The 26,013-nt window shown below is 70.7% G+C and carries 28 protein-coding genes; 12 read left to right on the forward strand and 16 right to left on the reverse strand.

Annotated features, from left to right (window positions below; all coding sequences use genetic code 11):
- Window positions 1-5 precede the first annotated feature (5 nt).
- Window positions 6-1,616, reverse strand: coding sequence for a benzoylformate decarboxylase (gene mdlC / locus GAK38_RS15760; protein ID WP_325345736.1), 1,611 nt, complete (start codon window positions 1,614-1,616; stop codon window positions 6-8).
- 152 nt (window positions 1,617-1,768) lie between these two features.
- Here mdlC and GAK38_RS15765 point away from each other — a divergent pair, with 152 nt between their 5' ends.
- Entirely contained in the window at window positions 1,769-2,701 is a 933-nt protein-coding gene (locus tag GAK38_RS15765; protein ID WP_325345738.1) for a LysR family transcriptional regulator, read from the forward strand.
- A gap of 53 nt (window positions 2,702-2,754) precedes the next feature.
- On the opposite strand, the gene GAK38_RS15770 is transcribed toward GAK38_RS15765, so the two are convergent.
- From GAK38_RS15770 to GAK38_RS15815, 10 genes are all read right to left on the reverse strand, one after another.
- Window positions 2,755-3,603 (reverse strand): peptidoglycan DD-metalloendopeptidase family protein, encoded by an 849-nt coding sequence (locus GAK38_RS15770; protein ID WP_325345740.1) that lies wholly within the window; start codon window positions 3,601-3,603, stop codon window positions 2,755-2,757.
- A 62-nt stretch (window positions 3,604-3,665) separates the two neighbouring features.
- Window positions 3,666-4,478, reverse strand: a complete 813-nt coding sequence (locus tag GAK38_RS15775; protein ID WP_325345742.1) for a protein-L-isoaspartate(D-aspartate) O-methyltransferase — start codon at window positions 4,476-4,478, stop codon at window positions 3,666-3,668.
- The gene (gene surE / locus GAK38_RS15780) at window positions 4,475-5,245 is read right to left on the reverse strand and encodes a 5'/3'-nucleotidase SurE (RefSeq protein WP_325345744.1); all 771 of its coding nucleotides are present in this window, start codon (window positions 5,243-5,245) and stop codon (window positions 4,475-4,477) included. The genes GAK38_RS15775 and surE overlap by 4 nt, the downstream gene beginning before the upstream one ends.
- 75 nt (window positions 5,246-5,320) lie before the next feature.
- A complete protein-coding gene (locus GAK38_RS15785) occupies window positions 5,321-7,876 on the reverse strand; it encodes a bifunctional diguanylate cyclase/phosphodiesterase (RefSeq protein ID WP_325345746.1) in 2,556 nt (851 codons plus the stop codon).
- Window positions 7,877-8,005: 129 nt separating this feature from the next.
- Window positions 8,006-8,557, reverse strand: coding sequence for an NADPH-dependent FMN reductase (locus GAK38_RS15790; RefSeq protein WP_325345748.1), 552 nt, complete (start codon window positions 8,555-8,557; stop codon window positions 8,006-8,008).
- Window positions 8,558-8,727: 170 nt separating this feature from the next.
- Window positions 8,728-9,474, reverse strand: coding sequence for an ABC transporter permease (locus GAK38_RS15795; RefSeq protein WP_325345749.1), 747 nt, complete (start codon window positions 9,472-9,474; stop codon window positions 8,728-8,730).
- A 1-nt stretch (window position 9,475) separates the two neighbouring features.
- Window positions 9,476-10,711, reverse strand: a complete 1,236-nt coding sequence (locus tag GAK38_RS15800) for an ABC transporter substrate-binding protein (protein ID WP_325345751.1) — start codon at window positions 10,709-10,711, stop codon at window positions 9,476-9,478.
- A gap of 49 nt (window positions 10,712-10,760) precedes the next feature.
- A complete protein-coding gene (locus tag GAK38_RS15805; protein WP_325345753.1) occupies window positions 10,761-11,594 on the reverse strand; it encodes an ABC transporter ATP-binding protein in 834 nt (277 codons plus the stop codon).
- Complete coding sequence (locus tag GAK38_RS15810; RefSeq protein ID WP_325345755.1) at window positions 11,591-12,673, reverse strand: acyl-CoA dehydrogenase family protein; 1,083 nt, start codon at window positions 12,671-12,673, stop codon at window positions 11,591-11,593. Before GAK38_RS15810 ends, GAK38_RS15805 begins: the two co-directional genes overlap by 4 nt.
- Window positions 12,663-13,271: a carboxymuconolactone decarboxylase family protein gene (locus GAK38_RS15815; RefSeq protein WP_325345757.1), complete on the reverse strand. Its 609-nt coding sequence runs from the start codon at window positions 13,269-13,271 to the stop codon at window positions 12,663-12,665. The genes GAK38_RS15810 and GAK38_RS15815 overlap by 11 nt, the downstream gene beginning before the upstream one ends.
- Window positions 13,272-13,629: 358 nt before the next feature.
- Between GAK38_RS15815 and GAK38_RS15820 the strand changes: the two genes are divergently transcribed.
- Genes GAK38_RS15820 through GAK38_RS15870 form a run of 11 tightly spaced genes read left to right on the forward strand, consistent with a single transcriptional unit; the run spans window position 13,630 to window position 21,358 of the window.
- Window positions 13,630-14,784, forward strand: coding sequence for an alpha/beta fold hydrolase (locus GAK38_RS15820; RefSeq protein ID WP_325345784.1), 1,155 nt, complete (start codon window positions 13,630-13,632; stop codon window positions 14,782-14,784).
- A complete protein-coding gene (locus GAK38_RS15825) occupies window positions 14,781-14,912 on the forward strand; it encodes a hypothetical protein (RefSeq protein WP_325345759.1) in 132 nt (43 codons plus the stop codon). The genes GAK38_RS15820 and GAK38_RS15825 overlap by 4 nt, the downstream gene beginning before the upstream one ends.
- A complete protein-coding gene (atpD, locus tag GAK38_RS15830; protein ID WP_325345761.1) occupies window positions 14,905-16,311 on the forward strand; it encodes a F0F1 ATP synthase subunit beta in 1,407 nt (468 codons plus the stop codon). Before GAK38_RS15825 ends, atpD begins: the two co-directional genes overlap by 8 nt.
- Window positions 16,308-16,751 (forward strand): F0F1 ATP synthase subunit epsilon, encoded by a 444-nt coding sequence (locus GAK38_RS15835; RefSeq protein ID WP_325345763.1) that lies wholly within the window; start codon window positions 16,308-16,310, stop codon window positions 16,749-16,751. The genes atpD and GAK38_RS15835 overlap by 4 nt, the downstream gene beginning before the upstream one ends.
- Complete coding sequence (locus GAK38_RS15840; RefSeq protein ID WP_443089229.1) at window positions 16,748-17,029, forward strand: AtpZ/AtpI family protein; 282 nt, start codon at window positions 16,748-16,750, stop codon at window positions 17,027-17,029. Before GAK38_RS15835 ends, GAK38_RS15840 begins: the two co-directional genes overlap by 4 nt.
- Entirely contained in the window at window positions 17,026-17,280 is a 255-nt protein-coding gene (locus tag GAK38_RS15845) for an N-ATPase subunit AtpR (RefSeq protein WP_325345765.1), read from the forward strand. Before GAK38_RS15840 ends, GAK38_RS15845 begins: the two co-directional genes overlap by 4 nt.
- Window positions 17,277-17,981, forward strand: coding sequence for a F0F1 ATP synthase subunit A (locus GAK38_RS15850; protein ID WP_325345767.1), 705 nt, complete (start codon window positions 17,277-17,279; stop codon window positions 17,979-17,981). Before GAK38_RS15845 ends, GAK38_RS15850 begins: the two co-directional genes overlap by 4 nt.
- Window positions 17,974-18,222, forward strand: coding sequence for a F0F1 ATP synthase subunit C (locus GAK38_RS15855; RefSeq protein ID WP_325345769.1), 249 nt, complete (start codon window positions 17,974-17,976; stop codon window positions 18,220-18,222). The genes GAK38_RS15850 and GAK38_RS15855 overlap by 8 nt, the downstream gene beginning before the upstream one ends.
- A complete protein-coding gene (locus GAK38_RS15860) occupies window positions 18,219-18,956 on the forward strand; it encodes a F0F1 ATP synthase subunit B family protein (protein ID WP_325345770.1) in 738 nt (245 codons plus the stop codon). Before GAK38_RS15855 ends, GAK38_RS15860 begins: the two co-directional genes overlap by 4 nt.
- A gap of 59 nt (window positions 18,957-19,015) precedes the next feature.
- On the forward strand, window positions 19,016-20,521 hold the full coding sequence (locus GAK38_RS15865; protein ID WP_325345771.1) for a F0F1 ATP synthase subunit alpha: 1,506 nt from the start codon (window positions 19,016-19,018) through the stop codon (window positions 20,519-20,521).
- A 9-nt stretch (window positions 20,522-20,530) separates the two neighbouring features.
- Entirely contained in the window at window positions 20,531-21,358 is an 828-nt protein-coding gene (locus GAK38_RS15870; RefSeq protein WP_325345773.1) for a F0F1 ATP synthase subunit gamma, read from the forward strand.
- A gap of 75 nt (window positions 21,359-21,433) precedes the next feature.
- Here the strand turns inward: GAK38_RS15870 and GAK38_RS15875 are convergent, their stop codons facing one another.
- From GAK38_RS15875 to GAK38_RS15895, 5 genes are all read right to left on the reverse strand, one after another.
- Window positions 21,434-23,428: a family 2A encapsulin nanocompartment cargo protein cysteine desulfurase gene (locus tag GAK38_RS15875; RefSeq protein ID WP_443089230.1), complete on the reverse strand. Its 1,995-nt coding sequence runs from the start codon at window positions 23,426-23,428 to the stop codon at window positions 21,434-21,436.
- A 101-nt stretch (window positions 23,429-23,529) separates the two neighbouring features.
- A complete protein-coding gene (locus GAK38_RS15880; protein ID WP_325345777.1) occupies window positions 23,530-24,468 on the reverse strand; it encodes a family 2A encapsulin nanocompartment shell protein in 939 nt (312 codons plus the stop codon).
- Window positions 24,469-24,540: 72 nt separating this feature from the next.
- Window positions 24,541-24,810 carry a helix-turn-helix domain-containing protein gene (locus tag GAK38_RS15885; protein WP_325345779.1) on the reverse strand — a complete coding sequence of 90 codons (270 nt, stop codon included), beginning with the start codon at window positions 24,808-24,810 and terminating at the stop codon, window positions 24,541-24,543.
- Between the two features lie 25 nt (window positions 24,811-24,835).
- A complete protein-coding gene (gene epsC, locus GAK38_RS15890) occupies window positions 24,836-25,747 on the reverse strand; it encodes a serine O-acetyltransferase EpsC (protein ID WP_325345781.1) in 912 nt (303 codons plus the stop codon).
- A gap of 62 nt (window positions 25,748-25,809) precedes the next feature.
- The coding region (locus GAK38_RS15895; RefSeq protein ID WP_291779886.1) for an IS3 family transposase at window positions 25,810-26,013 on the reverse strand (204 nt) is incomplete at its 5' end.

Genomic DNA, 26,013 nt, shown 5'->3' on the forward strand with positions numbered 1-26,013 from the left:
AAGGTTCAGGCCACTTCGACCTCGACCAGCACCGGGCCGGTCGATGCGAGGGCTTCCGTCAGCGCGGGGCGAAGCTCTTCGGCCCGCTCCACGCGCAGGCCGCGCATGCCCTGCGCGGTCGCGAGCGCCACGAAATCGAGGTCCGGCAGGTCCGTGCCGGGCACCGGCTCGCCGGGGCGGTAGCCGAAGATCCGCGCGAAATCGTGCAGCGCCGCATAGCGGCGGTTGTTCAGGATCACGACCGCCACCGGCAGGCCCAGCCGGGCCGCGCTCCACAGCGCCTGGATCGCGTACATCGCCGAGCCGTCGCCCACCAGCGCGATCACCCGCGCACCCGGCTTGCCCAGCGCCACGCCGACGGCCGCCGGCAGGCCGAAGCCCAGGCCGCCGCTGCACATCGTGTAGAAGGTCTCCGACGCGAAGATCGGCAGGTGCCCGTGGATGACCGGGCGCGCGCTCGGCGCCTCCTCGACCACGATGCTGTCGCGCGGGCGCAGGTCGGTCAGCGTCTGCAGCACCCAGGCCACCGGCAGCCGCTCGCCGGGCTGCGGCTCGGATCGGCGCGCGGGCCGCGCATGGACCGCGGGCGCCGGCCGGGCGGGCGGGCGGCTGCGGTCGAGCAGGTCGCGCAGCCCGAGTCGGATGCTGCCGACGACCGAGGTGCCGGTGGGCGACCAGGCGGCGGTCTGCGGGTCCTCGGTCAGCTGCACCAGTTCCGCTCCCGCAGGAAGGTGCGGCCCCTGCCCTTCGACGTGGTAGGTGAAGGCCGGCGCGCCGACGGCGAACACCAGGTCGTGGCCGGCGAGCCGCTCGACGATGCGCTCGCGCATCGCGGGCAGGAAGCCGGCCCACAGCGGATGGTCCTCCGGAAAGCTGCAGCGGCCCGACATCGGCGCGACGTAGACGCGCGCCTGGTGGCGCTCGGCCAGCTGCACGACCTCGTCCCAGGCGCCGTCGCGGTCGATCGCGGCGCCGGCCACGAAGGCCGGCGCCCGCGCGCCGTCGAGCCGCGCGGCGACCTGCGCCAGCAGTTCCGGCTCGGGGCGCAGCTGCCGGCTGACCTGCCGCGCATCGACCGGCAGCGTGGCGACGCCCCAGTCGTCCGACGGGATCGAGACCAGCACCGGGCCGCGCGGCGGCGTCATCGCGATGTAGTAGGCGCGCGCGATCGCCAGCGGCACGTCTTCGGCGCGCGCGGGCTCGACGCTCCACTTCACGTAGGGCCGCGGCAGCTCGGGCGCCTGGGTCGAGCCGAGGAACGGGTCGAACGGCAGGATCGAGCGCGCCTGCTGGCCCGCGGTGATCAAGAGCGGCGTGCGATTCCTGTAGGCGGTGAAGATGTTGCCCATCGCATGGCCGACGCCGGCGGCCGAATGCAGGTTGACGAAGGCCGCGCCGTGCGTGGCCTGGGCATAGCCGTCGGCCATCGCGACCACCACGCACTCCTGCAGGCCCAGCACGTAGCGGAAGTCCTCGGGGAAGTCCATGAACATCGGCAGCTCGGTCGAGCCGGGGTTGCCGAAGATGGAGGTGATGCCGAACTCGCGCAGCAGCCTGAAGACCGCTTCGCGCACGGTGACGGTACCCGCCGCGACGGACCCGATGGGTCGATCCATGAATGATGTCTCCTTGTTGTTGGGCGCCCCGCCTGTCCACCGAGGGTGAAAAGGAAACCTGGGGCGGGCCGGCGTTTCCTTGATGGCCCGCAGTGTCCCCAGCTCTTTGGCATCCATCAATACAATGAACCGACTACTTCATTATTAGATTCATGGATGTCGACAGCCTTGACATGAACCTGTTGCGCCTGTTCGACGCGGTCTACCGCCTGGGCAGCGTGAGCCGTGCGGCCGAGGCCCTGGGGCTGTCGCAGCCGGCCGCGAGCCAAGGCCTGACCCGCCTGCGGCTGGCGCTGGGGGACGTGCTCTTCGTGCGCACGAGCGGCCACATGCGCGCGACGCTGCGTGCGGAGCGGCTCGCGGGCGCCGTACAGCCCGCCATCGCCGCGATCCGCGATGCGCTCCAGGACGGCGGCAGTTTCGCCCCGGCGCAATCGACAATGACGCTGCGGCTGCACATGAGCGACTTGGGTGAAGCCCGGCTGCTGCCCGACCTGATGGCGGCCCTGCACCGCGAGGCGCCGGGGATGCGCGTGCAGACCATGTCGCTGGCACACGGCGAGATCGCCGATGCGCTGGAGACCGGAGCCATCCACTTCGCGCTCGGCTTCCTGCCTGCGCTGAGCGGTACCGAGCGCATCGAGCTGCTGCACGACCGCTACGCGGTGCTCGTGCGCGCGCAGCACCCGCTGCTGACGGCGCTAAACGGCCGAGCCACGGTGCAGGATCTGCGGCAGCTGGACTACGCGGCGGGCCGCTCCCATTCCGAGACCTTGCGCATCCTCCAGCAGCTCGGACTCGACAAACGGCTGGTACTCACCTCCGCCCATTTCCTCGCGCTGCCAGCCATTATTGCGCATACCGATCTGGCCGCGGTCATGCCCAAGGCGATCGCTCACCGGTTCCTGGACGTGCAGCGCTATGCACTGCTGCCCGCCGAGCTGCCGCGCAGCACGTTCACGGTGTCGCTCCACTGCAGCCGCCGCAGCGCATCAGATCCGGCTCACCGCTGGCTGCGCGGCCTGTTCGTCGGACTGTTCAGGGAGGAAAAGCGCGTCCCGGCCCACAGGCGCGCGCCGGCATAGGGAAATGCCTCCGGCCTGGGCCCCAGGCACGCCACCCAACGGCAGCGCGGACGTCAGCGTGCCGGCAGATACCGGCTCGGATCCACCGGCTTGCCCTGCTTGCGGATCTCGAAGTGCAGCTTGACCCGGTCGGCGTCGCTGCTGCCCATCTCGGCGATCTTCTGGCCGCGCTTGACCGACTGGTCTTCCTTCACCAGCAGCGTCTGGTTGTGCGCATAGGCCGTCAGATAGGTGTTGTTGTGCTTGAGGATGATGAGGTTGCCATAGCCGCGCAGTCCGGCGCCGGTATAGACCACGCGGCCGTCGGCCGCGGCCAGCACCGGGTCGCCGGCCTTGCCGCCGATGTCGTAGCCCTTGTTCTTGGCCTCGTCGAAGCCCGCGATCAGCGAGCCGGCGCCGCTGGTGGGCCAGATGAAGCCGACGTCGTCGTCGCCGCCGCCGGCCGACGGAGCAGGAGCGGGAGCCGGCGCCGGTGCAGCAGCCACGGCCGGCGGGGGCGGCTGCGTGGCAGGCGGCCTGGTGCCGGGCGGCAGCGGCGCGACCGGCGACGAGGCGACCGGGCGGGTGACCACGCCGTTCTCGGCGACGGCAGCGCCCGGCGGCACCACGCGCAGCACCTGGCCGACCTCGATGAGGTTGGGATTGTCCAGGCCGTTCCAGCGGGCGATGTCCTTCCAGCTCTGGCCGGATTCGAGGCCGATGCGGATCAGCGTGTCGCCCTGCTTGACCGTGTAGTAGCCGGGCTTGCCGGCGTTCTCGGCGCCGGGCAGCGGCTTCAGGGGCGGCAGCGGCGCCACCGGGGGCTGTGCGCCTGCGGGCTGGCCGGTCGAAGCGATGCCGCGGTCTTCCACCGGGGCCGGGCTCAGGCGCGAATTGCAGCCGGCCAGCACCAGGAGTGCCATCGTCGTCAAACCGGTGTGGATCCATCCCTGGCGACCAGGCAGACCTGTCATAGTTCGTTCCTTCATGCAATCCCCGATTTTAGGGGGACAAAGTTGACGCTCTCAAGCAGGCTCTGCCGCCATCCCTGCGCCGTGCGGTCCACGACCAGCAGCGCCTGGCTGCCGTCGGGCTGGGTGAGGGGCGCCACCAGCCGCGCGCCGACGGCCAGCTGGTCGAGCCAGGCCTGCAGCAGCTCGCTGCCGGCGGCCGCGGCGATGATGCCGGCATAGGGCGCGCCCTGCGCGTAGCCCGCCGCGCCGTCGCCCAGCAGCAGGTGCACGTTGGCGATGCGGTAGGGCCGCAGGTTGGCCTGGGCGCGCTCGTGCAGGCCGCGCAGGCGCTCGATGCTGTAGACCTCGCGCGCGATCTGCGCCAGCACCGCGGCCTGGTAGCCGCAGCCGGTGCCGATCTCCAGCACCCGGCCCAGCGGCCCGGCGCGGCCGAGCTCGGAGCCCAGCAGCAGTTCGGCCATGCGGGCCACCACGCCGGGCTTGGAGATTGTCTGGCCCAGGCCGATCGGCAGGCTGGTGTCTTCGTAGGCCTGGCCGGTCAGCGCGCTGTCGACGAAGCGGTGGCGCTCCACCGTGCCGAGGGCCTGCAGCACTGTCGCGGACGTGATGCCCTGGGCCGCCAGCCGGCGCACCATGCTGGCCCTTACCCCCGCCAGGTCACCGCTGGGGCCTATGGACGACGCGGGCGCGGGGGAGATACCCCGGCCGGCCACGGGCAGCGGAGGTGCGGGCGCCAGCGCCGGGCGCCGCGCGGGCCCGGCCGGCGCGCCGGTGTCGATGCGTGCGGGAAACCGCGGCCGCGGCGGACTGCTGCCGCCGCTCACCGGACGTCCTGCGCGAGCTGCGCAGCCGTCTGCGCCCAGTACCTGAGCGCGTCGTGGTCGGTCAGGTCGATCTTCAGCGGCGTGATGGCCACATGGCCCAGCGTCGTGGCATGGAAGTCGGTGCCGTCGGCGCCGTCCTTGGCCGGGCCTGCACCGCCGATCCAGTACATGGTCTCGCCGCGCGGGCTCGACTGGGTGATGACCCGCTCGGCCGCGTGGCGGCGCCCCAGGCGGCACACGCGCGCGGGCAGCAGCTCGTCGAACGGGCGGTTCGGTATGTTCACGTTGAGCAACCAGGGCTCGGCGCCGAGCATGCCCTGGCGGGCGGCCAGGCGCTCGACGATCTCGCGGGCCTTCCTCGCGGCCGCGTCGATCTCGCCCCAGCCCTTCTCGACCTGCGAGAACGCGATGGCCGGGATGCCGAACAGATAGCCTTCCATCGCGGCGCCGACGGTGCCCGAATAAATGGTGTCGTCGCCCATGTTGGCGCCGTTGTTGATGCCCGAGACCACGAGGTCGGGCCGGTAGCCGAGCAGGCCGGTCAGCGCGATGTGCACGCAGTCGGCCGGCGTGCCGTTGACGTAGCGGAAGCCGTTGGCCGCCTGCTGCACGTAGAGCGGCGAATGCAGGGTCAGCGCGTTGGACTTGGCGCTGTTGTTGTGTTCGGGAGCGACGACCTCGACCTCGGCCAGGTCTTTGAGCGCTTCATGGAGCGCCACGATGCCCGGGGCCTGGTAGCCGTCGTCGTTGGAAATGAGGATTTTCATGGGCGCGCTCGCGGATGCCGGGCGATTGTAGGGCCGGGCTCTGCGGCTTCGCGGCTGATGGCCCGCGGCGATCGGTCAGAGGAACTGCGCCAGCGCCTCGGGCCGCAGCGGGCGCGCGAAGTGGTAGCCCTGCGCCAGGCCGCACTGCAGATGCTTCAGGCGCAGCGCGATCGGCTCGCTTTCCACGCCCTCGGCCAGCACCTCCAGCCCCAGGCTGCGGGCCAGCGAGATGATGCCGCGCACGATCGCCGCGTTGTCGGGGTCGTCGATCAGGTCGCGCACGAAGGACTGGTCGATCTTGATCTTGTCGAACTTGAAGCGGCGCAGGTAGGCGAAGCTCGAATAGCCGGTGCCGAAGTCGTCGATCGACAGCTTCACGCCCAGCGCCTTGAGCCGCCGCAGCGTGGCCGTGGCCGTCTCGCCCTCGTGCAGCAGCGCGCTCTCGGTCAGCTCCAGCTCCAGCTTGCCCGGCGGGATGCCGGATTCGACCAGCGCGTCCTCCACCTGCTGCAAGAGGGTGCCGCGGCGGAACTGGCGGGCCGACAGGTTGACCGCGACCATGAGTTCCGGATGGCCGGCCTCGTGCCAGGCCGCGAGCTGGCGCGTGGCCGTGCGCAGCACCCAGCCGCCGAGCGCGTCGATCAGGCCGCATTCCTCGGCCACCGGGATGAAGATGGCCGGCGGCACGGCGCCGCGCTCGGGGTCGTCCCAGCGGCACAGCGCCTCCACGCCGACCACGCGGCGCGTGGCCAGCTCGATCAGCGGCTGGTATTCGAGCCGCAGCGCATCGCCGTCGACCGCGCGGCGCAGCGACATCTCGAGCTGGAAGCGCTCCAGCGCCGCGGCATTCATGTCGGCGCTGGCGAAGTGGTAGCTGTTGCGGCCCTCGCGCTTGGCGGTGTGCAGCGCCGCGTCGGCCCGGCCGAACAGCGTATCGAACGCGTCGCCGTCGGCCGGGAACATGGCCACGCCGGCCGAGATGGAGACGTTGACCGGCAGCCCGCCGAGTTCCACCGGCTGCACCGCCGCGTCCATCAGTGCGCGCACCGCCTGGGCCGCATCGTTGGTGCCGGCCACGCCGGGCAGCACGACGAGGAACTCGTCGCCGCTCAGGCGGCCGATGGTGGCGCGGGCGCCGGCGCTGCGCTGGAGGCAGCTGCCGATGTGGCGCAGCAGCTCGTCGCCGGCGGCGTGGCCCAGCGAATCGTTGAGCGCCTTGAAGTTGTCGACGTCCACCACGACCAGCGTCACCTCGCGGTTCTCCTCGCGCGCGCGGGCCAGGGCACGCTCGGCGAACTCGCCGGCCTGGGTGCGGTTGAGCAGGCCGGTCACCGCGTCCTGGGTGGACAGCACCGCGATCTTCTCTTCGGCCGCCTTGGACGAGCTGAGGTCGGACAGCGCGGCCACGTAGTGCGTGACCGTGCCGTTGGTGCGGTGGCGCAGCACCGACAGCTTCAGCCACTGCGGGAAGACTTCGCCGCTGCGGCGCCGGTTGGACACCTCGCCGCTCCAGTTGCCGCTGGCGTCCACCGCCTGCCAGACCGACTCCTGGAAGCTGCGGTCGTGCTGGCTGTCGGCGAACAAGGCCGGCGGCAGGCCGACGGCCTGGGCCGCGGTCACGCCGGTGATGTCGGTATAGGCGCTGTTGACCATGACCACGCGGCGCGCCGCATCGGTGATGACCACGCCGTTGGTGCCCAGGTCGAGCACCTTGCCGGCCAGTTCGAGCTTGACCGCGGCATGGCGCTGGTCGGTCACGTCGCGCCGCACGACGAGCATGTGCAGCCGGTGGCCGCTGCGGCTGAAGGTGGGCACGCGCAGCACGTCGAAATAGCGGCTGCCGCCGACGCCGTCCTCGGCCACTTCCTCCAGCTGCGTGGGCCGGCCGGACTGCCAGGTGGCCTCTTCGTTGAGGGCCGACAGCCGCAGGCCCTCGGCGGCCGAGGGCGAGCGCCGGGCCAGTTCCACGGCGGTCTGGCCGTAGACCTCCTTCTCGCTCAGGCCCAGCATCGCATGGGCGGCCGGGTTGGAGAGCTGCCAACGCCCGGCGCCGTCGAGCAGGCTCACCATGTCCGGCAGGTAGCGGAACACGCCGCGCAGCAGCCGGTCGCGCGAACGCACGAGCCGGTCGGACTCGGCCCGCGCGGTCACGTCGGTGCCGACCATCCAGAGTTCCTGCCGCCCCGGGCGCAGGCACAGGCCGTGCACGGTGGTCCACGCGATGCGGCGGCGCTCGCCGCCGCGCGTGGTCAGCGTCCATTCGAAATCACGAAAATAGCCGGCCTTCCAGGCCGGCTCGGAGCGCTTGCGCGCGAGGTAGTCCGCGTCGGGATAGAGCCGGGCCAGTGCGCCCGGCTGCTCGGTCATCTCCGAGGTGGAATAGCCCGTGACCCGCTCGCACTCGTGGTTCCAGAAGATGAACTGCGGCGCCGGCTGCTCGCTCAGGGCCGCGACCATGAAGGGCAGGTCGCGCAGCGTGGCCAGCGTGGCCGCGCCCAGGGCCGCGCCGCTGGGTGCGGGCTCCAGCGCCGCGCCCGCGGTGTCGCCGGCCAGGTCGAGAATGAAGCTGTCGCCCTCCGCGGCGTCGGTATCCAGGAAATGTCGCTGCTTGTCGGAAAGCCGGTCTTCCACGCTGGGCTGCCCTGTGGTTTGCGTGCCATGCGGCGCGCGTCGCCGGATATTCGCACATCCGCAAGGCAGTTGCGGACTCCGTGTACCGGTGTAACTACGTAATCCGGCGCCGGGGCGCCGGCGTGCGCGTCAGACGTGCTTCTTCACGAAGGCCGCGTACTTGTCGACCCAGGTCTGGAGGAACTGCCGCGTGCCGTCGTTGCCGATGCGGCCATGGGCATCGAGCAGCCCCTCCTTGTTCTGGAGGAAGACCTCCGGCTGGCCGAGCGTGGGCACGTCGAGGTAGGCCAGCACGTTGCGCAGGTGCTGCTGCGCCAGCGCCGTGCCGATGGTGCCGATGGAGATGCCGAGCACGCCGGCCGGCTTGCCGCCCCACACGCTCTGGCCATAGGGACGCGAGCCGTGGTCGATCGCGTTCTTGAGCACACCGGGGACCGAGCGGTTGTACTCGGGCGTGACGAACAGCAGCGCCTGCGCGGCCGAGACCTCGGTCTTCAGGCGCTTCACGGCGGGTGCCTGGTTGCCGTCATCGTCCTGGTTGTAGAGCGGCAGGTCGTCGATGCGCACGTGCTCGAAGGTGAAGTCGGCCGGCGCCAGCCCGGCGATCGCCAGCGCGAGTTGGCGGTTTAACGAATCCTTGCGAAGGCTGCCGACGAAGACGGCGACTTTGATCTGGCTCATGGGCACTCCTGTGGACACGAAAAAAGGGGGCGAGCCCATTATGGAAGCCGTCCGTGACCGGGCGTTGCCGGACGTTGCGAGCCCGCGCCCGGCACAAGGTCATAGAGTATGTGCCGGAAGCCGGTGCCATTCGCCGGCTACCGGCCCCTCCCCCCACGGGTATGCTGACTTCAGCGGTGCAGCCACCGGCCGTGCAGCCAGCGGGCGATGTGGTCGAGCGCGAAGCCCAGCGCGCCGATCAGCACGATGGCGCCCATCAGTTCCGAATAGGCCAGCCGGTCGCGGGTGTCGAGCACGTAGTAGCCGAGCCCTGCCTGCACGCCAAGCATCTCGGCGGGCACCAGCACGATCCAGATGATGCCGATGGCCAGCCGCACGCCGGTGAGGATGTGGGCCGTGATGCCCGGCAGGACCACGCGCAGCACCGTCTCGGCGCGCGTGGCCGACAGGCTGCGCGCCAGCAGCAGCCAGTGCCGGTCGATCTGCGCCACGCCGGCGGCGGTGCTGAGCAGCACCGGCCACACCGCCGCGAACGCGAGCAGGAAGTACACCGGCGCATCGCCCACGCCGAGCACCATCACCGCGATCGGCATCCATGACAGCGGCGAGACCATGCGCAGGAACTGGAACAGCGGCCCCGAGCCCTGCGCGAAGCGCCGCGACAGCCCGCTCAGTACGCCCAGCGGCACGCCGATGGCCACCGCCAGGCCCAGGCCCACGGCCACGCGGCGCAGGCTGGGCAGCACGTGGTAGGCAAAGTCCGGCCCGGTGACCAGATGCCAGAGCGCGGCCAGCGAGGGGCCGGGCGCGAAGGCCGCGGCCACCGGCGTGCGCGCGGCCAGCGCCGCGGCGCCGAAGGCCCAAGCCGCCAGGGCGATGGCGAAACCGATCAGCGGCAGGGCGAAACGCAGGACCATCTCAGTTCAGCACGACTTCCTGGCGTTTGAAATCCGCCGGCTGGCCGAACACCGACGGCCCGCCGACGCTGGCGATGGACTTGCGCACGAAGCGGTCGTCCACCAGGTCGCGCGCGACGAACTTCGGGTCCAGACCCTTGAGGAAACCGGCATCGCCCTCGACCTTCGTTTCCGTGATCGCCTGCACCAGCCGCTCGGTGTACGACGGGTACGGGTACGGCTGGAAGTCGATGCGGCGCTGGTACCAGCCCTTGTGGCGCACCACGCCGCTGGCCTCGTAGGCCGAATAGTCGGTGGCCGCGAGCACCTTGGCCAGCACCGGCAGCGGATGCGGCGTGTAGCGGTGCGGATCGCTGCTTGCGAGCAGCTTGGCCGTCTCCAGCTGGTTGCTGCGCACCCAGGCCTGGGCCTGCACGATCGCGTCGGTCACGCGCTGGGTCCATTCGGGCTTCTCGGCCAGGTCGCGCTCGGCCAGGAAGGTCACGCAGCAGGCATGGTCCTTCCAGACGTCGCCCGAGAACCGCAGGATCTTGCCCACGCCCGAGATCTCGGCCGCGGCATTGAACGGGTCGGCCACGATGTAGCCGGCGATCGACTTCGACGCCAGCGCCGACACCATCTCGGCCGGCGCCAGTACGACGAGGTTGACCTCGTTGGGCGCCACCGCGGCGCCGCGCGCGCGGGTCACGGCGGTCAGGCCGCCTTCGCGCAGCAGCTGCTGGAGCAGGATGTTGTGGATCGAATACCAGAACGGCACGGCCACGGTGCGCCCGCCCAGGTCCTTGACCGAATGGATCTCGGGCAGCACGGTGACGGCCGAGCCGTTGAGGTGGTTCCACGCGACGATCTTGGCCGGGAACTTCGTGCCGTAGCGCACCCACAGCGTGGCCGGCGACAGCAGGTGGATGACGTTGACCTGGCCCGAGACGAAGGCCTCGACGATCTGGGCCCACGAGCGGAACAGGCGCGGCGCCTCGACCTTGAGGCCCGCGCGCTCGAACAGGCCGCGGCCGTGCGCGACGAGCAGCGGCGTGGCGTCGGTGATCGGCAGATAGCCGATCTTGACCGGCTGGTCGTCGCCCTTGAAAGCTTGCGGGCGCGCGTCGCCGGCGGCCAGCAGCGGCGCGGCCGCGCCGGCGCCGGCCAGGGCCGACAGGCGCAGCACGTCGCGGCGGCTCATGCCGCAGTCGCAGGCGGACGAGGCGCAGAGGTGGAGAGAGCGGGATTCGGTCGTCATGGATAGGCTTCCTTCCTGGGTCCTACGGGTGGCGATGGGGGACGGTGCTTCAGCCGCGCAGCCGGTGCAGCGCTGCGAGGATATCCAGCCGCAGGGACGTCACGGCCTCGGCATGCGATTCGCGCGGGCGGGCAATGTCGACGCGCCATTCGCGCACGATGCCCGCCGGCCGGCCCGGCGCGCCGCCCATCAGCAGGACGCGGTCGCCCACGAGGATGGCCTCGTCGATGTCGTGCGTGACCAGCAGCGCGGCGGTGTGGAAGCGGTGCACCACCTCGACCAGCAGGGCCTGCATTTCGGCGCGGGTGATGGCATCGAGCGCCGAGAACGGCTCGTCGGCCAGCAGCAGCTGCGGCTCGCGCACCAGCGCGCGCGCCAGCGCCACGCGCTGGGCCATGCCGCCCGAGAGCTGCGCCGGGTAGCGGCCGCCCTGCCCCGCCAGGCCGACGGCGGCCAGCGCTTCGTCCACGCGGCGCCGGCGTTCGGCCGGGGTCGTCCGCGGCTGGCGCGCGAAGTCGAGGCCGAAGCCGGCGTTTCCCGCGGCATCCAGCCAGGGCAGCAGGCTGAGCTGCTGGAAGACCAGCGCGGCGCGCGGATGCGGCTCGGCCAGCGGCCGGCCGAGGAAGCGCACCTCGCCGCCCTGCACGCCCGCGTTCGGCTCCAGCCGCCCGAGCATGCGCAGCAGCGTGGATTTGCCGCAGCCGCTGCCGCCGAGCAGGCAGACGATCTCGCGCTGCGCGATGGCGAGCGATACGCCGCGGAACACGGGCTGCGCGCCGCCGTAGCTGAACGATAGATCTACTGCCTCCAGTACATCTCCAGAGCGGGCGGCATCCGCCCGCTCCGGGCCCATACCCCCCTGCTCGACCGCGGCCGCGCTCATGCCGCCGGTGCCGCGTCGCGCAGTGCGCAGCGCGCCAGCTCACCCTGGAGCTGGGTGATGCTCGGCGTCACGATCGGGATGAAGGCGGCTTCGCGCCAGCGCCGCGCGAACGAGTACGACGGCTGGTCGCGGTGGTAGGCGCGGCCGCCGCTGGCCTGCAGCTCCAGCTGCAGCGCCTGGGCCACCACGTCGGCCAGCGCCAGGCGCAGTCGGAACAGTTCGTGCGGCTTGGTCAGAAAGCGGCCATCGGCCAAGCCCTCGTACACGGCGTCGATGGCCCGGTCCAGCAGGCTGCGCTGCGCGATCAGCGCAGGCTCCACCACCTCGCGGCCGCCGCCGGCACGCTCGCGCGCGGTCTGCAGCGACGAGCGCGCCAGGCCGATCGACAGGCCCAGCTGCAGGCCGAGAAAGGCCGGGCGCACCTGCGGCAGGAAGCGGTTGGCGTCCTCGTGCAGCAGGTCCGACGGCTCGATGAGCGCGCCTTCGATGGCCAGCGCCGCGGTGTTGCTGCCGCGCAGGGCGATCAGATCCAGGTCGGCGCTGCGCACCACACCGGCGCGGTCCGACGGCAGGGCCGCCACCAGCGGCGCGCCGCCGTCGCCGCGCGACACGGCCACGGCCGCCACGCTGCCTTCGAGCCGCAGGTTGGTGCACCAGGGCACGCTGCCCTGGAGCTTCCAGGCCGGGCCCGGCAGCGTCTGCGCGCGCACGTTGAGCTGCTCGATGCCGCAGAGGTACTTCATCGCGTTCGACAGCCCGGTCGCGCCGGCCAGCGTGCCGGCCAGCAGGCCCGGCAGCCAGCGCTCGCGCAGCGCGACGTTGGGCGTCTGCAGCACGTATTCGATGAAGGCGCGGTGGCCCCAGAACGCGAACGCGGCCGACAGCGATCGGCCGGCCACGTCGGCGATGGCCTCGATCGCCTCGGGCAGCGTGCCGCCCCGGCCGCCCAGGTCGCGCGGCACGGCGATGCCGAACAGCCCGGCCTGCGCCAGGCGCGGGATCACCTCGCTCGCATGGGTTGCGTCGTTGTCGAGCGACTCGGCATGCGCGTCGAGCCATTGCAGCAGTTCAGCGGGCATCCGCACCTCCATGCGCACCGGGTCGGGCCGGCTGGCGCGACGCCGGGAAGTTCTCGGGCAGCCACGGTTGCAGCTGCGGGTTGACGGGGCTCTGCGCCAGCGTGTTGGCAAAGTTGCACAGCGTGGCCAGGCTCACGCCCAGCACCACTTCGAGCGCCTGGCGCTCGCTGAAGCCGGCGTCGCGGAAGGCGGCCAGCTGGGCGTCTTCCACCGCGCCGCGGCGCGCGATGACGGCTTCGGTGAAAACGCGCACCGCGTCGAGCCGGGCGTCGCCGGTGGCATCGCCGCGCTGCAGGGCGGCGACGGCATCGGCCGGCAGCCCGGCCTGCTTGACGGCGACGGCGGTGTGGCCGGCCACGCAGAAGTCGCAGCCATGGATGCGCGCGGCGGTGATCTGCACCACCTCGCGCTCGGCCAGCGTGAGTTCGCTGCGGGCGTTGATCTGGCCCACGGTCTGGTAGGTCTCCAGCGCGCCGGGCGCACCGGCCAGGATGCCGATCAGGTTGGGCAGAAAGCCGTTGGCGGCCGCGGCGCGCTGGACGCCGACGCGGCTTTCTTCGGGGGCGGTCGCTTCGGTATGGAGGGTCAGACGGGTCATGGCACGGTCTTCCTGGCGGGGGAAGCCGCCGATTATCCAGGCTCCGCCTCTTTTGCCGCAACGACGGGACGCAAACCGCTTCCGCAAGCCTGAACGCGCTGCAAGGTGGAGGAACCGCTGCGCCGGACCACAGGCAGGCGCGCGCGACCAGGAGCAGGTCCACCCGCTGCGCAACAGCCTTGCCGCCAGGCATTGATCCCGATACCTTATCGGTACACGCATGAACATGGCGCAGTGGCTGCCGTGGTTACGGCAGATCACCAGGCCGAACGCCAGCCGCACCGCGGTTTACGGATGTCTCGATAATCGCCTAGACTGGCACCACCAGGCAACCGATGCGGAACAAGAGATGGAGTTCATGCCGAAACCCGAGCCGTCGAATCCTGTGGCGAACGGCGCTGCCGGCCATGCACTACCCTTCTTCTGGCCGCCGGCGGCCGCTGCGCGAATGGAAGGCTCGGCGTTTGGTGCGGCAGCAAGGTTCTTCGATTTCCTCGGCAAGGCAGCGCAGATCGACCATCCTCCGCCGCCGGCCTGGCATACGCCGAACACGGTCCGGCTGGACCTGCCGACCATGCGGCTGCGGCAATTCGGCCATCCCGGCAAGGGGGTTCCGGTCCTGATCGATGCCCCCTTTGCCGGCCATGGCGCGACCATCGCCGCTTTCGACGAACGGCAGAGTCTGGTCGCCGCGCTGATCGGCGCAGGAACAGACGCGGTATGGGTGACGGACTGGAAATCCGCTACGCAGGAGATGCGCTATTTCTCGATTGACACCTATCTGGAAGAACTGAATGTCGCCATCGACGAACTGGGTGGACGGGTCAGCCTGGTAGGCCTGTGCCAGGGCGGTTGGCTGTCGGCGATGCTTGCCGCGCGCTTTCCGCACAAGGTCGCCTCGCTGGTCCTGGCAGGCTCGCCCATCGACACGGATGCCGGCCACGGCCCGATCCGGCAATTGGCCCATACCATTCCGCTGTCGACCTACGAGAAAATGGTCGACATGGGTGGCGGGCGCATGCCGGGGCGCTTCATGCTGGCGGGCTGGAAGAACATGCATCCGGACCAGCAATACCTGCGAAAGTATGTCGATCTGTTCGAACATGCCGGCGACGCGGACTATGTGGCCCGGACGAAGCATTTCGAAAGCTGGTACGAGAACCCGCTCGACCTGCCGGGAAGCTATTACCTTCAGGCGATCCGCCTGCTCTTCAAGGAAAACCTGTTCGCCAAGGGCCGCTTCACCGGACTCGGCCGGACGCTGAGCCTCAAGGACATCACCTGCCCGACCTATCTTCTGGCCGGAGAGGATGACGACATCACCACCAAGGAGCAGGTCTTCGCAGCGAAGGATCTGCTCGGTACGCCCGCACATCTGCTCGAAAGCGCCCTCGTGCCGGGCGGCCACATCGGGCTTTTCATGGGGCACAGAACCATTGCCGAGACCTGGCCGGTCATCGGCAGGTGGATTCTGTCGCAGCGGCAGGATGCCGGCAGGCCCCGGGTTCGATGACGGACGAACGCCAGGTGCAGGCCGGCCTTTGCCTGCAGCCATGGCTCCTGCGGGCCGCATTGCACGCGCAACAGGCGGCCCTGAAGGCAAAGGCCATTGCGCCGCTGGAGGCACTGGCCGATGGCTGAGGGCACCGCTTTCGTGACCGCCGTGCGCGGGCCGGTGCTGGAGATGGCCAGCGAGGGCGCGCTGCCGGCCATCAACGATGCGGTGATCGTCGATCCCGACGGCGCCGCCGTGGTCTGCGAGGTGGAGTCGCATGTCGATGCACGCCATTTCCGCGCCATCGCGCTGCGCCCGACGCAGGGGCTGTCGCGTCTGATGCAGGTGCGGCTGACCGGCGCGCCGATCCAGGTGCCGGTGGGCCGGGCGGTGCTGGGGCGGCTGCTGGACGTGCTGGGGAACACCGGCGACGGCGGCCCCGCGCTGCCCGCGGACACGCCGCGCCGCGCCGTGCACCAGCCCGCGCCGCCGCTGGCGGGCCAGGCGCCCGAGGTGAAGCTCTTCACGACCGGGATCAAGGTGCTGGACCTGCTGGCTCCGCTGGCGCAGGGCGGCAAGGCCGCGATGTTCGGCGGCGCAGGGGTGGGCAAGACGGTGCTGGTCACCGAACTCATCCACGCCATGGTGTCGGGTTACGACGGCATCTCCGTCTTCGCCGGCATCGGCGAGCGCTCGCGCGAGGGGCACGAAATGCTCCATGACATGCGCAACTACGGCGTCCTCGACCGCACCGTCCTGGTCTACGGCCAGATGAACGAGCCGCCCGGCGCGCGCTGGAGGGTGCCGCTGGCCGCGCTGGCCATGGCCGAACACGTGCGCGATGCCGAGGGGCGCAACGTCCTGCTGCTGATGGACAACGTCTTTCGCTTCGTGCAGGCGGGCTCGGAGATCTCGGGGCTGCTGGGCCGGATGTCCTCGCGCGTGGGCTACCAGCCGACGCTGGCGACCGAAGTCGCGGCGCTGCAGGAACGCATCGCCTCCGCCGGCCACGCCGCCGTGACCGCGATCGAGGCGGTCTATGTGCCGGCGGACGACTTCACCGACCCGGCCGTCGCCGCCATCAGCACGCACATGGACAGTACCGTGGTGCTGTCGCGGGACCTGGCGGCGCAGGGCATCTACCCGGCGATCGACCCGCTGCGCACGAACTCGACGCTGCTCGACGTCTCGGTGGTGGGCGAGGAGCACACGGCCACCGCCGCCGCAGTGCGCGAGCTGATCGAGCACTACAACGAGATGCGCGACGTGATCGCCCTGCTGGGTGTCGAGGAACTCAGCCGCGACGAACAGCGCCTGGTGGGCCGCGCGCGGCGGCTGCAGCGCTTCATGACCCAGCCCTTCTTCGTCGCCGCCGCCTTCACCGGCATGGAGGGGCGCAGCGTCGCCGTGGCCGATACCATCGCCGGCTGCCGCGCGATCATCGCCGGCGCGTGCGACGACTGGGACGAGGGATCGCTCTACATGGTCGGCACGCTGGAAGAGGCGCGGGCGCGCGAGGATGCGCGCCGGAAGAAGGCGGCATGACGCCCACGCTTGCCCTTTCCGTGGCCACGCCCTTGCGGATCGCGCTGCGCGACGATGCGGTGACCTCGCTGCGGGCCGAGGACGCCAGCGGCGACTTCGGCATTCGCCCGGGCCACGCCGATTTCCTCACCGTGATCGGGGCGGGCGTGGTGCGCTGGCTGGGCAGTGCCGGGCACTGGCGCTATGCCGCGCTGCGCGGCGGCGTGCTCGCCGTCACCGGCGGACGCGCGGTGCGGATCGCCTGCCGCGAAGCCGTCTTCGGCGACGACCTCGCCTCGCTGCAGGCCCGGGTCGCCGCCGCGCGGGCCGAGGCGCTGGACGCGGCCCGCCGCGCGCGGGCACAGGGCACGCAACTGCACGCCCGCGCCATCCGCCAGCTGATGCGCCAGCTCTCCGGCGGCGCCGACACGCCCGGCCTGAACACGGAGGATCTCCAGTGACAGGACAGCGCCCCCTCGACCCGACCGAGGCTGCCGCTCGCCGCGCCGAGGCGCGCGAGGCCGCCGGCCGCGCCGACCCCGAGCCGTCGCTGGGCCGCCGCTTCGGACAGATCGGCGTGCTGGGCTGGACCATGACGATCCCGACGCTGGCGGGGCTGCTGCTGGGCCGCTGGCTCGACCGGTGGCTGGGCAGCGGCATCGTGATGGCGGCCGCGCTTCTGATGCTGGGAGCGGCGCTGGGGCTCTGGCTGGCCCTGCGATGGATGCACGAACAATGACGCTTCACCTGTTCATCGCGGCGCTGGCGGGCCTGGGTGCGGGGGTGCTGCATTTCGCCACGCTCGCTCCCATCGCGCGGATGCTGACACGGGGGCAGCTGATCGCGGTCGCCCTCCAGGCCGCGCGCCTGGTGGCGGCCGGGCTCGTGCTCTGGCTGCTGGCGCGCGGCGGCGCGGCGACGCTGCTGGCCGGCACCGCCGGCCTGACGGCGGGCCGCGCCATCGCCCTGCGACGACGGAGCGCGCAATGATCGACACACCGCTTTCCGCCGCGCCCGCCTTCGCCCTGGGGCCGATCACGGTCACGTGGCCGGTCGTCACCACCTGGGGCGTGATGGCGGTGCTGACGGCGGGCTCGATGCTGCTGACGCGCCGGCTGACGGCGGCGCGGCCCTCCCGCATGCAGGCGCTGCTGGAACTGGCGGTGGTCACGCTCGACCACGAGATCGGTGCGGCGGTGCCCGGCCATCCGGCGCGGTTGCGCGCGCTGATCGGCATGCTGCTGCTGTTCATCCTGACCGCCAACTGGTCCTCGCTGATCCCCGGGGTCGAGCCGCCGACCGCCCATCTGGAGACCGACGCGGCGCTGGCGCTGCTCGTCTTCGCCGCCGGCATCGGCTGGGGCATCCGGTCGCAGGGGCTGGGCGGCTGGCTCGCCGCCTTCGCCCGACCGAGCTGGTTGGTGCTCCCGCTGAACCTGGTGGAGCAGATCACCCGGCACTTCTCGCTGATGGTCCGGCTCTTCGGCAACGTGATGAGCGGCGTCTTCGTCGTCGGCATCGTGCTGTCGCTGGCAGGGCTGCTGGTGCCGATCCCGCTGATGGCGCTGGACATGCTGACCGGGGCGGTGCAGGCCTATATCTTCGCCATGCTGGCGCTGGTCTTCATCGGCTCGGCCATCAGCCCGGAGGGCGGCGAGCCCGCGCAATCGAAGGAGAAACCGCATGAATGACCTGATCCAGATCGCAAGCATCGTCTCGGCCGCCTTTGCCGTGGGACTCGGCGCCATCGGGCCGGCGCTGGCCGAGGGACGCGCCGTCGCTGCCGCGATGGAGGCCATCGCCCGCCAGCCGGAATCGGCGGGCACCATCTCGCGCACGCTCTTCGTCGGCCTCGCGATGATCGAGACGATGGCGATCTACTGCCTGGTCATCGCGCTGCTCCTGCTCTTCGCCAACCCCTTCGTGAAATGAAGTTCGACTGGGCGACCTTCGCGTTCCAGCTGGTCAACGTCGTCGTGCTGCTGGCGCTGCTGCGCCACTTCCTGTTTCGCCCCGTCGCCGACGTGATCGCCAGGCGGCAGGCCGAGACCGACGCGGTGCTGAAGGCGGCTGAGACGGCGAGGGCCGAAGCCACGGCTGCCGCCGCCCGGGCGCTGGCCGAGGCGAAGGCCACCGCCGCCGCCCGCCGTGGCCTCATGCAGCAGACCCAAGCTGAAGCCGAGGCGCAGCGCAGGGCAGTCCTCGACCAGGCACACGCCGAGGCGGCCCGGATCCTCGCCGACGGCAAGGCACTACTGGAGCGGCAGGCCGGAGAGGCTGCGGCGAAGCTCCTCGAGCAGGCGCGCGATCTGGCCTTGGTCGTCGCGGCGCGGGCACTCTCGGCCCAGCCGCCGGGCATCGCGGGCTATGCGCAGCGGCTGGCGGATGCGCTGAGCGCCCTCACCGCCAGCGAACGCGAGGCGATTCTCGCCGGCAGCGCGCTGACCCTGGTTTCCGCCGCGCCGCTCTCGCCCGACGACCTCGCCGCCGCGCAGAGGGCGCTGGCCCCCTTCGGCATCGCGCCGGGCGTCGAACGGGATCCCGCGCTGATCGCAGGACTGGAGCTGCGCTCGGCCGCCGGCGTGGTGCGCAATTCGCTGGCCCATGATCTCGACCGGATCGCCGCGGCGATGCGGGAGGCGCAGCCGCAGGGCGGACCGGCATGAGCCTCACCCGGCCGCCCGAAGAAGTCCGCACCGCAGCACGTGAGCGCGAAGGTACTGCCATGAGCGATCCCCTGGACGCGCTGAAAGCCCGCGTCACCGCCGCCACGCTTGGCGCGACCGTCGAGGAACGGGGCACCGTCGCCGCCATCGCCGACGGGCTTGCCAACGTGACCGGCCTGCCCGGGGCGCAGCTCAACGAAATCGTCACCTTCTCCACCGGCGCCCGCGGCTTCGTGATGACGCTCGCAAAGGACGGCCTGCACGTCGCCTTGCTCGACCCGATGGCGGGCGTGACAGCCGGGTCCGCCGTGACGCGCAGCGGCCGGATCGCCTCGGTGCCGGTGGGGGAGGCGCTGCTGGGCCGGGTGCTCGACCCGCTCGGCCGGCCGCTCGACGGCGCGCCGGCGCCCGCCGCCGCCCGGACGCTGCCCGCCGAGCGCCCGGCACCGGCGATCATTGAGCGCGATTTCGTTTCGGAGACGGTAGAGACGGGCATCCTCGTCGTCGACGCGCTGTTCGCCATCGGCCGGGGCCAGCGCGAACTGATCATCGGCGAACGGCAGACCGGCAAGACGTCCATCGCCGTCGACACCATCGTCAACCAAGCGGCCAAGGCGGGCGGCGGCCTCATCTGCGTCTATGTCGCCATCGGACAGCGCATGTCGGCCGTGCGCCGGGTGATCGAGGCGGTGCGTACCCGGGGGGATCCGTCGCGCAGCATCTTCGTCGTGGCCGAGGCGACGGCCGAGCCCGGGCTGCAATGGCTGGCGCCTTTCTCCGCCACCTCGATCGCAGAATGGTTCCGCGACCGGGGCGACCACGTGCTGATCGTCTACGACGACCTGACCAAGCACGCCGCCACCCATCGGGAGCTTGCCCTGCTGTCCCGCCAGCCGCCGGGGCGCGAAGCCTATCCGGGCGACATCTTCTACCTGCACGCGCGCCTGCTGGAACGCTCGGCCAAGATGTCGAAGGCGCAGGGCGGCGGCTCGCTGACCGCGCTGCCGATCGCGGAGATCGAGGCCGGCAACCTCTCGGCCTATATCCCGACCAACCTCATCTCGATCTCCGACGGCCAGATCGTCACCAGCCAGAGCCTGTTCGCCGCCAACCAGCGCCCGGCGGTCGATGTGGGCCTCTCGGTCAGCCGGGTGGGCGGCAAGGCGCAATGGGGCGCGATGAAGGCGGTGGCCGGCCGGCTGCGCCTGGCCTATATGCAGTATCTGGAGATGAAGATGTTCTCCCGCTTCGGCGGTTTCGGCGATGCGGCGATGAAGACGCGGATGAAGCGGGGCGAGCGGATCGAGGCGCTGCTTTCCCAGCCGCGCCTCGCGCCGCTTCCGCTGATCGTGCAGATAGCGCTTCTGGCCGGACTCGCCGAGGGACTGTTCGACGATGTCGATCCGACGCGGCTCGCCGCGCTGCAGGCCGGCCTCACCGCGCGCATCGCCGGCGAGCCGCGGCTCGCCGCGCTTGCCGCCGACCTGTCGGCGCTCGACGATGCCCAGAGGGCCGCGCTCCTGGACGTGGTGCGCGCGGCGCTCGGGCCTGCCGGCCCTGGATAGGAGGCGGCGATGGCCGAGCGGCTCGAGGATCTGCAGAACCGGCTCAAAGGGCTCGACGAGATCGGCCAGGTCGTGGGCGCGCTGCGCGCCATCGCCTCGGGACAATCTACGGAGGCCCGGGCGGCCGCGGACGCGGTTCGCCTCTACGCCGAAACGCTGCAGGCAGCGCTGACAGGCGCCCTGGCGGGGACGCCGGCGCCGCCGCACCCCGCCGGACCGGGGCAGTTGCTGGTCGTCGGTGCAGCGCAGGGATTTTCCGGCGCCTATCCCGTCCGTATCGCCTCTGCTGCACGCGAGATGTTGGCGGCCGGACAGGCACTGCTCGTGGTCGGCCGCCGCAGTCTCGCCATGCTGGAAGAAGCCGGATTGAGCGCCGAATGGTCCGACGATCTGCCCGCCCATATCGCGGCGGTTCCCGATCTGGCCAGCCGGATCACCGATGCGCTTCTGGAGCAGCAGAGCCGCTACCCCGGCCCCATCTCTGTGCTGGCGATGGATGACCGGCGGGATGGCGCGCCCGCTGCGCGCAGGCTTTTCCCGCCAGTCCTGCCGCAGGCACCGGCTCGTGCGCAGCCCCCGCTGACGACGCTTGCGCCTGCGCAACTCTGGATCGGACTGCTGGCCGAGGCACTCTTCGCCGGGGTGGCCGAGGCGCTGATGCAGGGCATTGCCGCCGAAGCGCAGGCAAGGGTTGAGGCCATGGCCAGGGCGCAGAAAAACCTCGAAACCCGCCACGTCGAGATCGAGCGCGCGAGCCAGCAGGCCCGGCAGGAACAGATGACCACCGAGATGATCGAGATCTCGGCGAATGCTCCGCCCGGCGAAGCACTTTTCTAGGCAGGTCCGCCGCGCAATGCAGAGAGGGCCCGCCGGCATGGCCGGCGGGCCCTCGTTCGTTCCGTCTGCCAGGAATCAGCCGGCGCGGCGCTGGCCTGCGAGCTGCTGCACCACGGCAACCAGGCGGTCGATCTCTTCGTAGGTGTTGTAGAACGCGAGCGACGGCCGCACCGTGGTCTCGACGCCGAAGCGCCGCAGGATCGGCTGCGCGCAGTGGTGGCCGGTGCGCACCGCGATGCCTTCCTCGTTGAGCGCCTTGCCGACCTCCTCCGTAGAGTATCCGGCCAGCACGAACGACATCACGCTGGCCTTGTCGGCCGCGGTGCCGATCAGCCGCACGCCGCGGATTGCACCGAGGTGCTGCATGCCGTAGACCAGCAGGTCGTGCTCGTAGCGCGCGATATTCTCGATGCCCACGCGGTTGACGTAGTCGATCGCCGCGCCCAGGCCCACTGCGTCGGCGATGTTGCCGGTGCCGGCCTCGAACTTGTTCGGTATCGGCTGGAACACGGTCTTCTCGAACGTGACGTCGGCGATCATGTTGCCGCCGCCCTGCCACGGGGGCATGTCCTCGAGCACTTCGCGCCTGCCCCACACCACGCCGATGCCGGTCGGCCCGAACACCTTGTGGCCGGAGAACACGAAGAAGTCCGCGCCGAGGTCCTGCACGTCCACCCGCATGTGCGAGACCGACTGCGCGCCGTCGACCAGCGCCTTGGCGCCCGCGCGATGGGCCAGCTCCACGATCTCCTTGACCGGGACCACGGTGCCGAGCGCGTTGGACACCTGCGTGACCGAGACGATCTTGGTGCGGTCGTTGAGCAGCTTGCGGTACTCGTCGAGCAGCACCTGGCCCGAATCGTCCACCGGAATCACGCGCAGCTTCGCGCCCTTGGCAGCGGCCAGCTGCTGCCACGGCACGATGTTGGCGTGGTGTTCGAGGTTGGAGACGATGATCTCGTCGCCCTCGCCCACATGCTGCCAGCCCCAGCTCTTGGCCACGAGGTTGATCGCCTCGGTGGTGCCGCGCACGAAGATGACTTCGTTGACGTCCGGCGCGTTGATGAAGTTCTTCACCCGCTGGCGGGCGCCTTCGTAGGCGTCCGTGGCGCGGGCGGCGAGTTCATGCGCCGCGCGGTGGATGTTCGAGTTCTCGTGCTCGTAGAAGTGGCTGATGCGGTCGATGACCGACTTCGGCTTGTGCGTGGTGGCGGCGTTGTCGAACCAGACGAGCTGGCGGCCGTTGACGCGCTCGGCGAGCACCGGGAAGTCGCGGCGGATCGCATGCACATCGAACGGCGGGTGCCGGTCGGCCGCGGCCAGCGGCGCCGTGCCGTGCGGCGCGGGCTTGGCCGGCGTGACATAGCCGCTGGTCAGCACCACGCTGTCGGTGAAGTAGTACTGCGGCTCGGCCGACGGCTGCGCGAGGCCGCGCGTCGGCGGCTGCTGCGCGGGCACACCGAGCAGGCCCGGCGCGGCCGGCGTGAGCAGGCCGCGCACGTCGCTGCCGCCCGGATGGCCGAACGGCTGGTGCGCGAGTTCGTCGAGGATACGCTCGGTCGACACCGGATCCCGCCCGCCCGGCGAGGGCTGCTGGCCCTGCCAGTAGAACGGCGTCGGTTGGGCCGGATGCGCGGCCGCCTGCTGCGGCGCGACGGCCACGGCCTCGGGCACGCCCTGGACCTGGCTGCCCAGCCGCGGCGCGTAGGCCGGCAGCGTGGAGAGCACGGTGTCGGGCACGCCGTTGCCGGCGACCGCATGCGGCACCAGCGCCGGGGCGCGGTTCGCGAGGCTCGGCAGTTGCGTCGGCGAGGCCGGCACGAGGTTGGCGCCCGGGATGGTGCCCTGCGGCAGCGGCGTGCCGGGCACCGACGGGCCGAAGCCGGCCGGACTCGCGAGCGGCGAGCCGGGCGGCGCGATGTTGGCCGGCGCCTGCACGCCGGGCAGCGGCGAGGCCTGGCCCGCGCCGGGCAGGCTGCCCGGCGGCGTGGACGGCAGCCCCGCGACGGTGTGCGCGCCGACCGGGCCGCCAACTTCGGTCGGCAGTGCGGCGAACATGGCGTTGGCCATGCGCGCGAGCAGCGCCGCGTCGATCGGCAGCTCCGTCTCCTGCGGCACGCGCGGAGGGGTGGAGGTCAAGGTACTCACTTACTTCACCGTGCCCCGGCCGCTCAACGGTAGGTGTCCAGGGCGGAGTAGTCGTGGTACCTGTTGATCTCGACGTCGTCGAGCACCGCCAGCGCGTCGGTCGTGAGCACGGCCAGTGAGCAGTACAGCGAGATCAGGTACGAGGCGATCGCGTGGTTGTTGATGCCCATGAAGCGCACCGAAAGGCCCGGGCTCTGTTCGCCGGCCAGGCCCGGCTGGTACAGGCCGACCACGCCCTGGCGCTTGTCGCCCACGCGCAGCAGCAGGATCTTGCTCTTGCCGTCGGCCACCGGCACCTTGTTCGACGGGATCAGCGGGATGCCGCGCCAGGTGATGAATTGTGAGCCGAACAGGCTCACGGTCGGCGGCGGCGTGCCGCGGCGGGTGGCTTCGCGGCCGAAGGCGGCGATGACCAGCGGGTGGGTCAGGAAGAAGGCCGGCTCCTTCCAGACCTTGGTCAGCAATTCGTCGAGGTCGTCCGGCGTGGGCGCGCCGGTCAGCGGGAAGATGCGCTGTTCTTCCGTCACCTGGGCCAGCAGGCCGTAGTCCGGGTTGTTGATCAGCTCGCTCTCCTGGTTCTCCTTGATCGTTTCGATCGTCAGGCGCAGCTGCTCCTTGATCTGGTCGTGCGGACTGCTGTAGAGGTCGGAGATGCGGGTGTGGACGTCGAGCACGGTGCTCACGGCGTTCAGGAAATATTCGCGCGGGTTCTCTTCGTAGTCGACGAAGGTGCGCGGCAGCTGGTTCTCGTCCTCGCGCGCGGTGCAGGTGACCTTGATCGACTCGGGGTTCTTGACCTTGTTGAGGCGGTAGATGCCTGCCTCGACCGGAACCCACTGCAGCAGATGGGTGAGCCAGCGCGGACTGATGGTCTCCAGCTGGGGCGCGGTCTTGGTTGCATTGGCCAGCTGGCGCGCTGCGTTGTCGCCCAAGGCCGTGATTCCACCCACCGTTGCAGTCATATAAGACTCCGTAAAAAGCAAATAAGAAAATGTTTGAAAGCGGCCGGAGTTTGCCCTCTTCCGTCCAGCCCATCAACTGGCTATAGCCGCCAAGTTGATTCTTTTGATCGTGCGTTGCTGTTCGATGACTTCGCACTGGGCGAACAGCCCGGCGATGTTGACTTCCAGCGCGAAGGCCAGCTTCTGCGCGGTCACGATGGACGGGATGACGCGGCCCCGCTCCACCTCGCCCACATAGGACCGGTTGAGCTGGGAGCGTTCGGCGAGCTGCTCCTGCGACCAGTCCTTGGCCTCGCGCAGCTGGCGCACCGCGAGGCCGAAACTCTCCACAAGGGCCGTCATGCGCCGACCCTCCATCCCGTGGCGCTCACGGCACCACCACCCGTGCGTTCTGCAGGCTGGCCTGGGTGACGCTGGCGCCCGCGGGCACGTCGGTGGTGATCCAGACGTTGCCGCCGATGGTGGCGCCCCTGCCCAGCGTGACGCGGCCCAGGATGGTGGCGCCGGCGTAGATGACCACGTCGTCCTCGACCTTGGGATGGCGCGGCAGGCCCTTTTGCAGGTTGCCGTGCTCGTCGGTCGGGAAGCGCTTGGCGCCCAGCGTGACGGCCTGGTACACCCGCACGCGCTCGCCGATCTCGGCCGTCTCGCCGATCACGACGCCGGTGCCGTGGTCGATAAAGAACCCGGCGCCGATGGTGGCGCCGGGGTGGATGTCGATGCCGGTCTGGCCGTGCGCGATCTCGGAGACGATGCGCGCCAGCAGCGGCAGGCCCAGGCGGTAGAGCTTGTGGGCCAGGCGGTGGTGGATCATCGCGAGGACGCCGGGATAGCACAGCAGCACCTCGTCGACGCTGCGCGCCGCCGGGTCGCCCTGGAAGGCGGCCAGCACGTCGCTGTCGAGCAGGCGGCGGATGCCAGGCAGCGCCGCGGCGAACTCGCGCACCGCGCCCTCGGCTTGGTGCTCGATCTCGGATTCGGGCCGCGGGTCGTGGCGGGTCACGTAGGCCAGTTCCAGCCGCGCCTGGGCCAGCAGGCCCTGCAGTGCGGCGTCGAGCGTGTGGCCGACGTAGAAGTCCTCGCTCTCGTGGTGCAGGTCCGGTGGGCCGAGCCGCATCGGGAACAGCGCCCCCTTGAGCTGTTCCACGATCTGCGCCAGCGCATCGCGCGATGGGAACTCGCGCCCCCGCGGCTCGCGCGAGCGTTTCTGCGAGTCCCGCCATTCGCCGCGCACGTCGCGCAGGGCCTGGACGATGTCGTTCACTTCGAATACAGCCACAGGCTTTTTCCTCTCTTCTTCGTTGTTATCCGTGATCTTGCCCCTGATTTACGGACACCTATCTAAGCGACGTTGGCCAGCTCGTACTGCTCTGGGCTGAGGTAGCCCAGGGTCGAGTGCAGCCGGATCCGATTGTAGTCAACCTCAATGTAGTCAAACACATGAGCCTTGGCCTGCTCCCGTGTGGCGAGGTGTTCACCATGGATGGCCTCGACCTTCAGACTGTGGTTCCAACTCTCCATTGCTGCGTTGTCGTAGCAGTTGCC

The sequence above is a fragment of the Xylophilus sp. genome, assembly GCA_009914555.1.
GTDB lineage: Bacteria > Pseudomonadota > Gammaproteobacteria > Burkholderiales > Burkholderiaceae_C > WNDY01.

Bases quoted from the DNA above. Each gene is read 5' to 3' on its own strand.
- mdlC (WP_325345736.1), bottom strand. From the start codon at position 1,616: ATGGATCGACCCATCGGGTCCGTCGCGGCGGGTACCGTCACCGTGCGC.
- GAK38_RS15765 (WP_325345738.1), top strand. From the start codon at position 1,769: ATGGATGTCGACAGCCTTGACATGAACCTGTTGCGCCTGTTCGACGCG.
- GAK38_RS15770 (WP_325345740.1), bottom strand. From the start codon at position 3,603: ATGGCACTCCTGGTGCTGGCCGGCTGCAATTCGCGCCTGAGCCCGGCC.
- surE (WP_325345744.1), bottom strand. From the start codon at position 5,245: ATGAAAATCCTCATTTCCAACGACGACGGCTACCAGGCCCCGGGCATC.
- GAK38_RS15790 (WP_325345748.1), bottom strand. From the start codon at position 8,557: ATGAGCCAGATCAAAGTCGCCGTCTTCGTCGGCAGCCTTCGCAAGGAT.
- GAK38_RS15795 (WP_325345749.1), bottom strand. From the start codon at position 9,474: ATGGTCCTGCGTTTCGCCCTGCCGCTGATCGGTTTCGCCATCGCCCTG.
- GAK38_RS15800 (WP_325345751.1), bottom strand. From the start codon at position 10,711: ATGACGACCGAATCCCGCTCTCTCCACCTCTGCGCCTCGTCCGCCTGC.
- GAK38_RS15805 (WP_325345753.1), bottom strand. From the start codon at position 11,594: ATGAGCGCGGCCGCGGTCGAGCAGGGGGGTATGGGCCCGGAGCGGGCG.
- GAK38_RS15810 (WP_325345755.1), bottom strand. From the start codon at position 12,673: ATGCCCGCTGAACTGCTGCAATGGCTCGACGCGCATGCCGAGTCGCTC.
- GAK38_RS15815 (WP_325345757.1), bottom strand. From the start codon at position 13,271: ATGACCCGTCTGACCCTCCATACCGAAGCGACCGCCCCCGAAGAAAGC.
- GAK38_RS15820 (WP_325345784.1), top strand. From the start codon at position 13,630: ATGCCGAAACCCGAGCCGTCGAATCCTGTGGCGAACGGCGCTGCCGGC.
- GAK38_RS15825 (WP_325345759.1), top strand. From the start codon at position 14,781: ATGACGGACGAACGCCAGGTGCAGGCCGGCCTTTGCCTGCAGCCATGG.
- atpD (WP_325345761.1), top strand. From the start codon at position 14,905: ATGGCTGAGGGCACCGCTTTCGTGACCGCCGTGCGCGGGCCGGTGCTG.
- GAK38_RS15835 (WP_325345763.1), top strand. From the start codon at position 16,308: ATGACGCCCACGCTTGCCCTTTCCGTGGCCACGCCCTTGCGGATCGCG.
- GAK38_RS15845 (WP_325345765.1), top strand. From the start codon at position 17,026: ATGACGCTTCACCTGTTCATCGCGGCGCTGGCGGGCCTGGGTGCGGGG.
- GAK38_RS15850 (WP_325345767.1), top strand. From the start codon at position 17,277: ATGATCGACACACCGCTTTCCGCCGCGCCCGCCTTCGCCCTGGGGCCG.
- GAK38_RS15855 (WP_325345769.1), top strand. From the start codon at position 17,974: ATGAATGACCTGATCCAGATCGCAAGCATCGTCTCGGCCGCCTTTGCC.
- GAK38_RS15860 (WP_325345770.1), top strand. From the start codon at position 18,219: ATGAAGTTCGACTGGGCGACCTTCGCGTTCCAGCTGGTCAACGTCGTC.
- GAK38_RS15865 (WP_325345771.1), top strand. From the start codon at position 19,016: ATGAGCGATCCCCTGGACGCGCTGAAAGCCCGCGTCACCGCCGCCACG.
- GAK38_RS15870 (WP_325345773.1), top strand. From the start codon at position 20,531: ATGGCCGAGCGGCTCGAGGATCTGCAGAACCGGCTCAAAGGGCTCGAC.
- GAK38_RS15875 (WP_443089230.1), bottom strand. From the start codon at position 23,428: ATGGCCAACGCCATGTTCGCCGCACTGCCGACCGAAGTTGGCGGCCCG.
- GAK38_RS15880 (WP_325345777.1), bottom strand. From the start codon at position 24,468: ATGACTGCAACGGTGGGTGGAATCACGGCCTTGGGCGACAACGCAGCG.
- GAK38_RS15885 (WP_325345779.1), bottom strand. From the start codon at position 24,810: ATGACGGCCCTTGTGGAGAGTTTCGGCCTCGCGGTGCGCCAGCTGCGC.